This window comes from Arthrobacter sp. CJ23 (assembly GCF_024741795.1).
Classification (GTDB): domain Bacteria; phylum Actinomycetota; class Actinomycetes; order Actinomycetales; family Micrococcaceae; genus Arthrobacter.
Window position 1 is genome coordinate 77,140 of the sequence record NZ_CP102950.1, and the last position, 12,576, is coordinate 89,715.

Consider the following 12,576-nt stretch of genomic DNA (forward strand, 5'->3'; position numbering starts at 1 on the left):
AGGCCTGCCGGATTCTCCGATTCCTGGCACTCGGTACGTGCAGTCTTATGACTCCGTTCCGTTTAGCATGTTCAAGTGGAGCCGATGATGATCTTTCTCGATGAGGGCGCTCTGGATGGCGAGGCCCGCTTCCCATCCGCCTGTGCTGTGGTCGTTGGTGACGTGGCCGTGATGACGAAGCAAATTGAGGACCTAATTCACGAGTTGATGCTCCAGCCGGATTTCCAACTGGAGCGAGGTGCCGCGGACTTCGAGAAGGTTGGCTTCCACCACGTTGAGGACAACGTCATGGCTATGACGCGGTTTGAGGGTCTGCTACCTCGAATGGACTTTGAATGGTGGTGCTCGGCCGACTTGGATGCAAGCGTTGAGGATCCATATCTTGCGCTGCCGGACCAGTTTCGGTGGATCTCCAGGACCATACTCCAGAAATACCGTGGAAGGCGCGTCCATTTCGTCTTCGAGCAGAATGATCGCTTGCGGTCCCACTTTTCTTCGATCGTGGAGTCGGCTGTCGCCTACGCCGAACAGCCCTCCGATCTCGTAACGTTTGCTGTGGGAACGAAAGCGGACCGGGTTCTCTCCGTGGCGGATTACTGTATCGCGCTTGCGAGTCAAGCAATCCGGGTCTGGATCGATGCATGTTGCGATACACGCGCTTTGCCCGGGAAGTACCAGTATCGATCGTTCGCGGCGATTGAGCCCCTGTGCTCGACCTTGTTTGCCGCCAACTTCGGGAAAAGCCTCTCAAGTAGGGCGGTTCGTCTTGCTGATCATTCCTTTTTTGACATTTCTGGCTCCCATTCCCGCACGTGTCGTCGAATGGGCGCGCAGTAGTGTAGCCTGTCTTCTTGCGGGGTGCGGTAGTTCATCTGTGTGCGATTCGCACACGCAAGCACCTGAGTTGGCTCTGCCTTCATGTGTGATTTCGCACCCCGCAACCCATTGCTTGGAGGTCCCCCAATGACGACGCTCTCGAGAGTTCGAAACCTGGCGGATCTCGCAATTGCAGCCTCGCTGCCTGCTTCTGCTGGCGAATGGCTAGGACGCCGCCTGCAACCGGACGATCTGCGAATAACGACCATTCGCAAACCGCGCGGCGGGTACCGCGTCGTTTGTGAACCCATTGACTCTTCGCTCATGAGGCTTCAAAAGCGGCTCAAAGAATTCATCGACCGAAAGGTCTTGGATCCGCACCCGAGCGTGCACGGATTCACGCGTGGACGGGGTCCATATTCCAACGCGCAGGCTCACTTGGACGCGCGAGCCATTCTTACAGTTGATGTCACCGACTTCTTTCCATCGATCACTCGTTCACAAATCGAGGATGCGCTCCAAGAGCGCGGGGCTTCGAGCTCAATTGCTGCATCCATAGCCAATGTCACCACCTTCCGCGGAACTCTTGCTACTGGATTTCCAACCAGCCCAGTACTGTCCAATCTTGTCTTCCGCCCACTAGACGACCAGTTCAAATCCTTCGCCGATGCGCACGCCCTAACGTATACGCGCTACGCAGACGATCTGACATTTTCTGGTGATGAGGTGGGCGATGAAACCTTGGCGAATGTAAATGATTTGCTCACGACAGCCGGTTTTCAAGTCAATGAGAAGAAAGTTCGCTTCCAACGTAAAGGGCACCCCCAGATTGTGACCGGATTTGCCATCGCGCACTCGGACGATGTGCGGCTACCAAAAGCGTGGAAAAGAAGACTTCGTCAAGATCTTTACTATGCAGCACGCCATGGGTTGGACGCGCAGGCGCGCCATAGAAACTTGGACGAAGACGCCTTCATAGAGCGGCTACAAGGCCGGATCAACTATTTGATGTGCGCTGAGCGCACGCTGGCACTCCACTTGCGGGAAGAGTTTGATGCGATTCTTGCTCCATATCCTGCTGCCAACACCACACCCACTACCTCCCCTTCTGCCCACCCCTCTTCGCCGCAGCATTAATAGCCGCGTTCATCGCCGCCGTCTCGGGCTCGGCAACGGTCCTGCGCCAGAGGGCCGCGGCCTTTTGCCGTGGTAGATCGCCAGGGCCGCGGCGGAAGCCAGGGCGACGCCGATGATTAGGCGACTGCCGTCGCCGTGAGGTTGATGGAGTTGGAGAAGTTGACCTTGTTTTGCATTCAGATCTTCACGCCCGGCCCGCCGGCCGGGACGGTCGCCATCAGCTTGCCCAATTTCGGCGAGAAGCTCGGCACGATGGCGAAGATGCGCGCCCACCCAGTAGACCGCCGTCGAGCAGACCTTGGTAGAGGCCAGGACGCCGATTCTCCGCGCGGTCGCACCGCGCCCCAGGAGGCGCCTGGGGACCAGCATTACTTGACGAAGATTCGGGAGACTAACTGTCCATTGGCATTGAAGGTCTCAGCCCATCCGTTCTGAGTCGCTGCGCCGAATCCCACCTCCTCGTCATTGAAAGAAACCCAGTAGTCCCCGGCGTCATGAGGCCTCAGTTGGGCACCGCTGGGCAGTAACACAGAGCTCAGATGTCGCTCAGAGTCGTGAAGCAGGACCGCACAGTTGTCACTGGGCGGCCATTCTGAGATCGCGTCGGCGTAGTACACGCATTCCAGGTTCCCGATGTAGCCGTCCTCGTCGAGGAAGCAAATTACCGAGCGTGGGATGCCAGAAGGTCGTCCAAGCTCAAGTAGCTCGACCGGCAGGAATTGGGGCCCGGACGCCGGTGGCGCCTGTGAACGATCCACAAAGGTTGTGATCGAAGGGCAACCGCAGCGGCAGTTCGGTTCGACTCCCAGAATGTGCCGCGCTTGCTCGCGAAGTTCCCGCGCGCCCTCGAAATCTGGTGCTAGAAGCCGGCCCAGGATTTGCTGCTCCGAGGCTGTGATTGGCTGCATGCTCCACCCTCGCATAGATTACGTCCGGCTTGTCTGAACCTCGGAATTCGAACCAACCGGAATTGCCATGCGCTGGTCTCCAGCTGAGGCCTCTGACTGGACCCACGATGTTATCCATTCAGAAATTGCGCGAACCATTCTCGGCGCGCTCAAGGCCTTCTCGGAATCTTCCCCACAACCAACCCCTACTTCTTCTTCCCCTGCCGCTTCGCCGCCGCATTGATAGCAGCCTTCGCCGCCGGCGGCAGCCCCGCCGTCTCGGTCTCCGGCTCGGCTACGGTCCCGCGCCAGCGGGCCACGGCCTTCATGCCGTGGTAGATCACCAGGGCCGCGGCGGAACCCAGGGCGATGCCCGTGAAGGTCAGTTCGCCGATGGTCCAGGTGTAGTCGGCGATGCCGATGATCAGGGCAACGGCCGCCGTGGTGAGGTTGATGGGGTTGGAGAAGTTGACCTTGTTCTGCACCCAGATCTTCACGCCCAGTACGCCGATCATGCCGTACAGCATGGTCGCGGCGCCGCCCAGCACGCCGGCCGGAACGGTCGCGATCAGCTCGCCGAACTTCGGCGAGAAGCTCAGCACGATGGCGAAGATACCGGCCACCCAGTAGGCCGCCGTCGAGTAGACCTTGGTGGCGGCCATGACGCCGATGTTCTCCGCATAGGTGGTGGTACCGGAACCGCCGCCGAGGCCGGCAAGCACTGTCGCGGCGCCGTCGGCCATCAGCGCGCGGCCGGAGACGCCGTCGAGGTTCTGGCCGGTCATCGCCGCCACGGACTTCACGTGCCCGATGTTCTCGGCCACCAGCACCAGCACCACGGGGACGAACAGGCCCACCACGCCCAGGTGGAATTCGGGGGTCTGGAAGTGCGGGAGGCCGATCCATGCGGCGGCGTCCATCTTCGAGTAGTCAACCTCGCCACGCATCATGGCCACGAGGTAGCCCACCACCACGCCCACCAGGATGCTCAGGCGGCCGATGATCCCGCGGAACAGCACGCTGACCAGGATGATCGTCACCAGTGTAATGAGCGCGGTGACCGGCGCGGCGTCGAAGTTGTTCTTCGCCGCGGGCGCCAGGTTCAGGCCGATCAGCGCCACGATCGCGCCAGTGACGATGGGCGGCATGAGCCGGTTGATCCAGGCGGCGCCGAACTTCTGCACCACCGCACCGATAAGCGCCAGTACGACGCCGGCAAGCACCACGCCGCCCAGCGCGCCGGCAACGCCGTACTGCTGCTGGGACGCCATGATGGGGGCGATGAACGCGAAGCTGGAACCGAGGTAGCTGGGGACCCGGCCCTTGGTGATCACCAGGAACAGCAGCGTGCCGACGCCCGAGAAGAACATGGTGGTGGCCGGCGGCATGCCCGTGATGATGGGCACCAGGAAGGTGGCGCCGAACATTGCGACCACGTGCTGCATGCCTACGCCGATGGTCAGGGGCCAGGCCAGGCGCTCGTCGGGGGCCACCACGTGGCCGGGCCGGATGGTCTTTCCGTTGCCATGGAGCTTCCATTTGGTACCGAGCATGCTCATGGCAAGGGCCTTCCTCAGAAGATAGCGGGGTTCGGTGCAACTTTACCGCCTCGCCCGCGCCCGTCTTAGTAGCTGGTTCAGTAGCCCGCTTCAGCAGCCCGCTCAGTACCCCAGGTTGAAGGCCCGGACGGCGTCCCGGATGTCCTCCTCAACAAGGTCGGCATTGATGGCCGCCGCCGAGGTTGAGCCTTCTCCGGCGGCGGTGATGACCTGGGCCCGCGGGTTCGCCACGTTGCCCGCGATGAATACGCCGGGAACAGTGGTCTGGCCGTTGCTGTCCCGGACGGCAAATCCGGCCGCATCCAGCTCGCAGCCGAGGCCGGCGAGCAGATCGTTGTTCGGGCGGAAGCGCGGCGGCACAAACAAGGCGTCACGGGGGACCGTCCGGCCGTCGTCCATTTCCACGCCGGACAGGTGGTCATCCTGGACCACCACCTGCTGCACCGTGCCTTCGACCACCCCGATGGCCCGGGCCAGCATCTCCGTGCGCTGCTGCGCCGTGAGGAATCCGGCCGGGGCGAAGAACACCACGTCCTTGGCCCACTGGCGGACGATGTGGGCATAGCGGACCGAGTCCGCTGAACCACCAAGAACGCCCAGCCGCTGGTCGCGCACCTCGTAGCCGTGGCAGTAGGGGCAGTGCAGAACATCGCGTGCCCACCTGTCGGCGAGGCCCGGAATGTCCGGCAGTTCGTCGTGCAGGCCGGTGGTCACCAGCAGGCGCCGCGCAGAAATGCGCCGCCCGTCGGCCAACAGCACCCAGAACCCGGACGTGCCGTCCGGCACAAGCTCCGTGACGACGCCGTCGAGAACCTCGCCGCCGTAGCCCTCCACCTCCTCCCGTCCAATCGCCAGGAGCTCCCGGGGCGGCATGCCGTCGCGCGAGAGGAAGCCGTGCATGTGCGGAGCCGGGGCGTTTCGCGGCGCCCCGGAGTCCACCACCAGAACCTTGCGGCGGGCCCGGGACAACACCAAGGCGGCCGACAACCCCGCGGCTCCGCCGCCTACTATCACTACGTCATATGTGCTCATGCCCTCAAGGCTGTCCCGGGATCCCCAAACCGGCAACAATCGTTGCTGTTTCCGGGAATCGAGCGTTGGATGGTCCTGTGGATGATGCAGCAACAGTGATCGCAGACGCGCTGGACCAAGTGGGCACACGGTTGAAGAGGCTTCGCATGCAGCGAGGCGTGACCCTGACCAGCCTCGCGGCGTCGACCGGAATCTCGAAGAGCACCTTGTCGCGGCTGGAGACCGGCCAGCGCCGCCCGAGCCTGGAACTGCTGCTGCCGCTGGCACAGGCCTACCGCGTACCGCTGGATGACCTGGTGGGCGCCCCGGAAGTCGGCGACCCCCGCATCCGCCTCAAGCCACGGCTCGCCAATGGGAGGACCGTGATTCCCCTGACCCGGCAGCCCGGTGGCCTGCAGACGTGGAAGATGGTGATCCCCGTTTCCAGTGCCCAGCCGGAACCCCGGGCGCATGAGGGGTATGAGTGGATGTATGTCCTCTCCGGGCGCCTTCGGCTGGTCCTCGGAGACCATGACGTGATCCTCGGAGCCGGCGAGGTGGCTGAGTTCGACACCCGGGTACCCCACTGGTTTGGGAATGCGGGCGAGCAGCCCGCGGAAGTCCTGAGCATCTTCGGCGGCCAGGGCGAGCGGATGCATGTCCGGGCGAAGTCCGGCAAGAAACTGGCCGAATAGCCGCTCGGTCTTGCGCGTGTGCCCAAGGTCACGGGCCGTCATGGGAATCGCCGCGCGACTGTTGAAGTTGCAACCATGGAAAGCAGAAGCGCCCGGCCGTCCACAAGGCAAGGGCCCAGCGAAAGGTTCACCCATGACGATCGCCCACGAAGAAGCAGTCATTGACGCCGCAGCAGTCGACGCCATCTTTGCCGAAGCCCGCACCGCCAACTCCTTCGCCGGCGAGGTCACCGAGGAGCAGGCCCAGGCCATCTACGAACTGACCAAGTTCGGCCCCACGGCATTCAACTCCCAGCCGCTGCGCGTCACCTACGTCCGCTCCGAAGAAGCCCGCGCCAAGCTGGTGGACGCACTCATGCCGGGCAACAAGGCCAAGACCGCCAGCGCTCCGCTGGTCGCCGTGCTCTCCTATGACACCAACTGGCAGGGACAGTGGGACAGCTTCCTCCCCGCCTACGGAGCCCCCAAGGCCATGTACGACGCCGACCCCGCGCTCGCCGCCTCCACGGGCAACAACAACGCCCACCTGCAGGCCGGCTACTTCATCCTGGCCGTCCGCTCGCTCGGTTTCGCCGCCGGCCCCATGACGGGCGCCGACTTCTCCGCGATCGACGCAGCGTTCTTCCCCGCCGGCGACCAGAAGAGCTTCCTCGTCGTCAACATCGGCCAGCCCGGCCCGGACGCCTTCGGCGACGCCAAGCCCAAGTTCGCCTACGAGGACGTCGTCCGCACCGTCTAACCCTTCCGACGCTCTCTCACGTTTGAGCCATTTTTGAGCGACGCTCTCTCACGTTCCTGAAGAAAGTGAGAGAGCGTCGGCGTTTAAGGCCGCATTCGTGAGAGAGCGTCGGGAGGGGCGCGGTGGGAAACTATCCCTATGCGGAACCTCATCCTCGTGGCGTTCACCGAGCCCGTAGCCCCGGGGCTGGTATTTCCGCGCGACGACTGGCCGCTTCACATCACCTTGCTAAGGTTCGACGTCGAGCCCCCGGCAAGTACCGACGTCGTGCCCCACCTGATCCAGCGCGCCGCGGCACCCGTGGCGGGGGCCCTCGGCGCCGTGCTGCGGATCGGGGACGACGCCGGATTCGGCGTCCAGGGATCCATTCCCGTCAGCCTCGTGGACCACCACCCACTGCTGCAGGGCCTGCACGAGGAACTGCTCGACGCCGTCGAGGAGCTCGGCGGAAAAGTCGCGATTCCGCGCTACGTCCTGGAGGGCTACCGGCCCCACATCTCGCACCACAACAGCAAACGGCCCAAGCCGGGCGACGTCGTCGTGCTTGATCACATCGCGCTCGTGGACATGGCCCCCGGCGGCAACCACACGATCCGCAAAATCCTGGAACTCTGGCGGGTGCCCACTGCCTGACAACACAGGTGCGGCCCGGTATCTGCGTTCAGGAACACAGTTACCGGGCCGCACCCACGGTCGCGCCGGGAGAGGGGAGGCCGGAAGGCTAGGAAATAACCCCGTCCACCAGGGCCTTGGCCTCTTCCTGCACCTTGGCCAGGTGGTCGGCGCCCTTGAAGGACTCGGCGTAGATCTTGTAGACGTCCTCGGTGCCGGACGGGCGGGCCGCGAACCAGGCGTTCTCGGTGACAACCTTCAGGCCGCCGATGGACGCGCCGTTGCCGGGGGCCTCGGTCAGCTTGGCCGTGATGGTCTCGCCGGCCAGCTCAGTGGCGGAGACGTCCTCGGCGGAGAGCTTGCCCAGCTTGGCCTTCTGCTCGCGCGTGGCGGCGGCGTCGATGCGGGCGTAGACAGGGTCACCGAACTGGTCCGTGAGCCCCTTGTACAGCTGCGACGGCGACTTGCCCGTGACCGCCGTGATCTCGGAGGCCAGCAGGGCCAGCAGGATGCCGTCCTTGTCCGTGGTCCACACGCTGCCGTCGCGCTTGTTGAAGGAAGCACCTGCGGATTCCTCGCCGCCGAACGCGCCCTCGCCGGAGAGCAGGCCCGGGACGAACCACTTGAAGCCCACGGGGACCTCGACCAGCTTGCGGCCCAGGCCGGCAGCCACGCGGTCGATGATGGAGGAAGACACCAGGGTCTTGCCGATCACGGACTCCGGGTTCCAGCCGGTGCGGTTCCGGTACAGGTAGTCGATCGCGACGGCGAGGTAGTGGTTGGGGTTCATCAGCCCGCCCTGGCCGTCGACGAAGGGGGTCACGATGCCGTGCCGGTCGGCGTCGGCGTCGTTGCCCGTGGCGATGTCGAAGGCGGAGCCGGCCGCGGTGGCGGAACCGGCGGACATGCGCTGGATCAGGGAAGCCATGGCCGACGGCGAGGAGCAGTCCATGCGGATCTTCTCGTCCCAGTCCAGGGTCATGAAGGCCCACTGCGGGTCCACGGTGGGGTTGACCACGGTGAGGTCCAGCTGGTGGCGCTCGCCGATCTCGCCCCAGTAGTCCACGGAGGCACCGCCCATGGGGTCGGCGCCGATCCGCACGCCGGCCTTGCGGATGGCATCCAGGTCCAGCACGGACGGGAGGTCGTCCACGTAGCTGCTGAGGAAGTCGAACTTGCCGGTGGTCTCGGCGGCGAGAGCGTCATTCAGGGGTATGCGCTTGACGCCGCGGAGCTCGTTTTCGAGCAGCTCGTTGGCGCGGTTGGCGATCCAGCCGGTGGCGTCCGTGTCAGCCGGGCCGCCGTGCGGGGGGTTGTACTTGAAGCCGCCGTCGCCGGGCGGGTTGTGGCTGGGCGTGACAACGATGCCGTCGGCCTGCGGCTGCCCGGGGCCGGCCTGCTGGTTGTACTTCAGGATGGCGTGGCTCAGCGCCGGCGTGGGGGTGTAGCCGTGGCGGGCATCCACCAGGACGTTGACGCCGTTGGCGGCGAGGACTTCCAGCGCGGAGTTCTGCGCGGGCTCGCTGAGGGCGTGCGTATCGCGCCCGATGAACAGCGGCCCGGTGATGCCCTGGCGGCCACGGTATTCCACGATCGCCTGCGTGATGGCCAGGATGTGGGGCTCGTTAAACGAGGCCTTCAGGCTCGATCCGCGGTGACCGGACGTCCCGAACGCGACGCGCTGCGCGGGATCTTCCAGATCCGGAGCCACATCGAAGTAGGCGTCCAGAAGGGCGGTGATGTCAACAAGGTCCTGGGGGAGGGCAACTGTGCCCGCTCGGCTAGCCATTCGTCCAGCATGCCAGACCCCACTGCGCCACGGGAGGAGTTGTCCGTAATGCGGCCCCTGTGACGGGGAATGTCATCCGAGGCCCGCAAAGTTTCACCCGGCGTTTACCGTGCGGCAGGGTTGGACGGATGAGTACCGCGCCAAAGTGCCTATGTACGCGGGGAGCGGCCCCTGTTAGCTTCAGACTTACGACTTTGGAATCGCGTACGACGCCGGCAGTCCAGGCCCGTCCGCGACGGCGGGTATGGGGGCGGTCCAGTGGGGGCAGGAGACGGCGCGGCGGAGCAGTCACGCAAGGCGGCCGAGCGGGTGGAGCGGCTCAAGCAGAAGCTGCTCCGTGCCGAGCACGCCGAGCAGTCCTGGAAGGCGGGTGCCGAAGGGGAGCGGCTGGTCGCCGCGGAACTTGCCCGTCTGGCACCGCATGGCTGGTACATGCTCCACGACGTACATTGGCCGGGGCGGCCCCTGGCGAACCTGGACCACGTTCTGGTGGGGCCCGGCGGCATCGTGGTTGTGGATACCAAGAACTGGACCGGAAACGTGACGGCCCATGGCGGCGTCCTGCGGCAAAACGGCCGCTCCCGGGCTTCCGCCATTGAAGGCGCCCTGCGGCAAGGGGCTTCCGTGGCCGGACTCCTGGTGCCCGAACACGGCACGAAGCTGTGGCCGATGATCTGCCTGGCTGGCCACCCGGATATGCGGCTCGCCACGGTCAACGGCGTTGCGGTGGTGGGCGTGGGCGGAATTGAAGCCGCGATCACCCGGCTGAAACCCGTGCTCGATCCCCTCACGGTCGCCGGGCTGCACGCCCATCTGGCGCAGCAGTTGGTCCCGGGGCCTGCCCGGCAAGCGGGAAGAGCCGCCGAGCCGCACCTCAAATCTGCTCCTGCGGCTTCCCCCGTGCCGGTTCGTCAGCCGGCGCCCAGGCCCAGCAAACAATCAAAGGCATTCTGGGGCTTGGTGCGGGCAGTCCTCATCATGGCCGCGGTGGTCACCCTGATGCCGTTTGTAATCACGCTGCTGTCCCGCGGCCGTTGAGCTTATGCACAGGCCCCACCGGCGGTAGTGTGGGACGCAAAGACTCGCAAGGGGGATACACATGTCAGATCAGCCAGCCAAGGGCAACGACGACGCACCCAAGGGCTACGAGCCACCGTCGTACATTCCGCCCACGGAATACTCAGCAAACGACGCCGGAACTCCGGTCCCGCCGCCGCCTGTATTCGGCGAATCGGTTCCGCCGGCGTTCGAATCACCGGCCCAGCCGCCGTACGGCCAGGACCCGTATGGCCAGCAGCCGCCGTACGTGCAGCCTGCACCCTACGGCCAGCAGCCGCCGGCCCAGCCTCCGTACGGCCAGGCGCCGTACGGCCAGCAGCCGGGCCAGTATGGCCAGCCGGGCAGCCCCTATGGCCAGCCTGCCTACTACGGTGTTCCTGCGGAGCCGAGGGGCCTGAGCATCGCGGCCATGATCTGCGGCATCGTCGGCCTGGTGACGGGCGGCTTCCTCGGCCTGCCCCAGATTGCCGCGGTGATCCTGGGTCACATTGGCATGAAGAAGGAACCCGCTGGCCGCGGCTTCGCCCTGACCGGCCTCATTACGGGCTACGTCGGCATCCTCTTCGGGCTGCTGTGGCTCGTCTTCCTGATCATCGGCCTGGCCATGGCCGCCCAGTACGGCACGTACAACTACTAGCAGTCCCGGCTGACAGCGGCAGCCACAGACAACGACGGCGGCAGTCGCAGAAGGTGGGATTCCCACCATCTGCGGCTGCCGCCGTCGGGCTTTAACGCGCGGTGCGCGCCAGGCGTGAAGAACTACCGCACGCCGCCCATGAGCTTCTTGATGGCGGGCGAAGCTGCGGCCAAGGCAACAGCGAGCACCACGGCCGCGCCGCCGATGCCCAGGAAGTACGGCAGTTCGTCGTCCGGGTTGTAGAGCCCGGCCAGGATGCCGGCCAGGGTGGTACCCAGCGAGACCGAGAGGAAGAACAGGGCCACCATCTGCGTGTGGAAGGCCTGCGGGGCCAGCTTGGTGCTCACGGACAGCCCGATCGGCGAGAGGAATAGCTCCGCCAGCGTGAACAGGAACAGGATTCCCACCAGCGCCAGCAGCGGGGTCTTGCCGGTGCCGGCCAGCGGGATGAACGCCAGGAACGCCAGGCCCATGATGAGCAGGCCGGCCGAGAACTTCAGCGGAGAGCTGGGCTGCTTCCGGCCGAGCTTCGTCCACAGCGCCGCCATGACGCCGGCGAAGATGATGATGAACACCGGGTTGATGGACTGCACCCAGGCGGCCGGCATCTCCCAGCCGAACAGGTTCCGGTCCAGCTTCTCCTCGGAGTACACGGCAATGAAGGTGAACTGCTGCTGGAACAGGGCCCAGAACGCGGCCGAGGCGATGTACAGCGGGATGAAGGCGAGCACGCGCTTGCGCTCCACGCCGGTCACCTTGGGGCTGCGGAAGATGAGCACCAGGTAGATCACCGAGGCGCCGATCGCCGCGTACGCCATGCTCCGGGCGAGGTTGCCGGCGTTCACGATGCCGGTGCCCAGCAGGGTGGCGATCACCAGCGCGATGGCCAGGAAGATGACGCCGTAGCGGGTGCGGTCCGCAACGGGCAGCGGGTTCGGTACGCGGTGGGCTTCCTCGGGGAGCTTGTTCCGGCCGAGCGAGTAGATGGTCAGGCCGATGGCCATGCCGACGGCGGCCGCGCCGAAGCCCCAGTGGAAGCCGCTGCTTTCCTGCAGCCAGCCGGTCACCAGCGGGCCGATCAGCCCGCCGATGTTGATGCCCATGTAGAAGATGGAGAAGCCGGCGTCGCGGCGCTCGTCCTTCTCCCCGTACAGGCTGCCCACCAGCGCCGTGGCGTTGGCTTTCAGGCCGCCGGAGCCGATGCCCACCAGGACCAGGCCGGCGATCAGGCCGGGGATGCCCGGCAGCAGCGCCAGGGCGATGTGCCCGGCCATGATCATGATGGCGGAGCCGAAGAGCACGCGCTCGGAGCCGAAGAGCCGGTCAGCCAACCAAGCGCCCAGGATCGTGGACAGGTACACGCCGCCGCCATAGGCGCCCACGAGCCCGGCCGCGAGGCCCTTGTCGATGGACAGGCCTCCCTGCTCGGCCGTGAAGTACATGTAGTACAGGAGGATTCCCTGCATGCCGTAGAAGGAGAACCGCTCCCACATTTCCACGGAAAACAGGCTGGCCAGCATTTTGGGGTGGCCGAAGAACGAGGTATCGCCCGATGGTTTGGCGGGCGCTGCCGTCACTTGAGGTGTGCTCATTCCGTCAATGCTGGCACTGCTTGCGGGCATTGTCACATCGATG

Annotated in this window: 11 protein-coding genes; 7 read left to right on the forward strand and 4 right to left on the reverse strand. The window is 65.1% G+C overall.

The window, feature by feature from the left end; genetic code table 11:
- The first annotated feature begins 75 nt into the window (after nt 1-75).
- Entirely contained in the window at nt 76-837 is a 762-nt protein-coding gene (locus NVV90_RS00385) for a hypothetical protein (protein WP_258439231.1), read from the forward strand.
- A 126-nt stretch (nt 838-963) separates the two neighbouring features.
- A complete protein-coding gene (locus tag NVV90_RS00390; RefSeq protein WP_258439232.1) occupies nt 964-1,953 on the forward strand; it encodes a reverse transcriptase family protein in 990 nt (329 codons plus the stop codon).
- Nucleotides 1,954-3,046: 1,093 nt separating this feature from the next.
- Here the strand turns inward: NVV90_RS00390 and NVV90_RS00395 are convergent.
- Nucleotides 3,047-4,399, reverse strand: a complete 1,353-nt coding sequence (locus NVV90_RS00395; protein ID WP_258439233.1) for a uracil-xanthine permease family protein — start codon at nt 4,397-4,399, stop codon at nt 3,047-3,049.
- 102 nt (nt 4,400-4,501) lie between these two features.
- A complete protein-coding gene (locus tag NVV90_RS00400; RefSeq protein WP_258439234.1) occupies nt 4,502-5,431 on the reverse strand; it encodes an NAD(P)/FAD-dependent oxidoreductase in 930 nt (309 codons plus the stop codon).
- A gap of 77 nt (nt 5,432-5,508) precedes the next feature.
- Here NVV90_RS00400 and NVV90_RS00405 point away from each other — a divergent pair, with 77 nt between their 5' ends.
- The 3 genes from NVV90_RS00405 to NVV90_RS00415 all read left to right on the forward strand — a co-directional run bounded on the left by NVV90_RS00405 (nt 5,509) and on the right by NVV90_RS00415 (nt 7,477).
- Nucleotides 5,509-6,105 carry a helix-turn-helix domain-containing protein gene (locus NVV90_RS00405; protein ID WP_396125330.1) on the forward strand — a complete coding sequence of 199 codons (597 nt, stop codon included), beginning with the start codon at nt 5,509-5,511 and terminating at the stop codon, nt 6,103-6,105.
- A gap of 133 nt (nt 6,106-6,238) precedes the next feature.
- Entirely contained in the window at nt 6,239-6,844 is a 606-nt protein-coding gene (locus NVV90_RS00410) for a malonic semialdehyde reductase (RefSeq protein WP_258439235.1), read from the forward strand.
- Between the two features lie 138 nt (nt 6,845-6,982).
- Nucleotides 6,983-7,477, forward strand: a complete 495-nt coding sequence (locus tag NVV90_RS00415) for a 2'-5' RNA ligase family protein (RefSeq protein WP_258439236.1) — start codon at nt 6,983-6,985, stop codon at nt 7,475-7,477.
- Nucleotides 7,478-7,565: 88 nt separating this feature from the next.
- Here NVV90_RS00415 and pgm read toward each other — a convergent pair whose 3' ends face one another.
- Complete coding sequence (pgm, locus tag NVV90_RS00420) at nt 7,566-9,245, reverse strand: phosphoglucomutase (alpha-D-glucose-1,6-bisphosphate-dependent) (RefSeq protein WP_258439237.1); 1,680 nt, start codon at nt 9,243-9,245, stop codon at nt 7,566-7,568.
- Nucleotides 9,246-9,503: 258 nt separating this feature from the next.
- On the opposite strand from pgm, the gene NVV90_RS00425 reads away from it, so the two are divergent.
- Both NVV90_RS00425 and NVV90_RS00430 read left to right on the forward strand, forming a co-directional pair.
- A complete protein-coding gene (locus NVV90_RS00425; protein WP_258439238.1) occupies nt 9,504-10,283 on the forward strand; it encodes a nuclease-related domain-containing protein in 780 nt (259 codons plus the stop codon).
- A 61-nt stretch (nt 10,284-10,344) separates the two neighbouring features.
- Nucleotides 10,345-10,941 carry a DUF4190 domain-containing protein gene (locus NVV90_RS00430; RefSeq protein WP_258439239.1) on the forward strand — a complete coding sequence of 199 codons (597 nt, stop codon included), beginning with the start codon at nt 10,345-10,347 and terminating at the stop codon, nt 10,939-10,941.
- A gap of 122 nt (nt 10,942-11,063) precedes the next feature.
- On the opposite strand, the gene NVV90_RS00435 is transcribed toward NVV90_RS00430, so the two are convergent.
- Nucleotides 11,064-12,563, reverse strand: coding sequence for a peptide MFS transporter (locus tag NVV90_RS00435; RefSeq protein ID WP_258441259.1), 1,500 nt, complete (start codon nt 12,561-12,563; stop codon nt 11,064-11,066).
- Nucleotides 12,564-12,576: the final 13 nt, after the last annotated feature.

What these genes read in the sequence shown, in the direction of transcription:
- NVV90_RS00430 (WP_258439239.1), top strand. Translation starts at nt 10,345, where the DNA reads ATGTCAGATCAGCCAGCCAAGGGCAACGACGACGCACCCAAGGGCTAC.
- NVV90_RS00400 (WP_258439234.1), bottom strand. Translation starts at nt 5,431, where the DNA reads ATGAGCACATATGACGTAGTGATAGTAGGCGGCGGAGCCGCGGGGTTG.
- NVV90_RS00395 (WP_258439233.1), bottom strand. Translation starts at nt 4,399, where the DNA reads ATGAGCATGCTCGGTACCAAATGGAAGCTCCATGGCAACGGAAAGACC.
- NVV90_RS00410 (WP_258439235.1), top strand. Translation starts at nt 6,239, where the DNA reads ATGACGATCGCCCACGAAGAAGCAGTCATTGACGCCGCAGCAGTCGAC.
- pgm (WP_258439237.1), bottom strand. Translation starts at nt 9,245, where the DNA reads ATGGCTAGCCGAGCGGGCACAGTTGCCCTCCCCCAGGACCTTGTTGAC.
- NVV90_RS00435 (WP_258441259.1), bottom strand. Translation starts at nt 12,563, where the DNA reads ATGCCCGCAAGCAGTGCCAGCATTGACGGAATGAGCACACCTCAAGTG.
- NVV90_RS00390 (WP_258439232.1), top strand. Translation starts at nt 964, where the DNA reads ATGACGACGCTCTCGAGAGTTCGAAACCTGGCGGATCTCGCAATTGCA.
- NVV90_RS00415 (WP_258439236.1), top strand. Translation starts at nt 6,983, where the DNA reads ATGCGGAACCTCATCCTCGTGGCGTTCACCGAGCCCGTAGCCCCGGGG.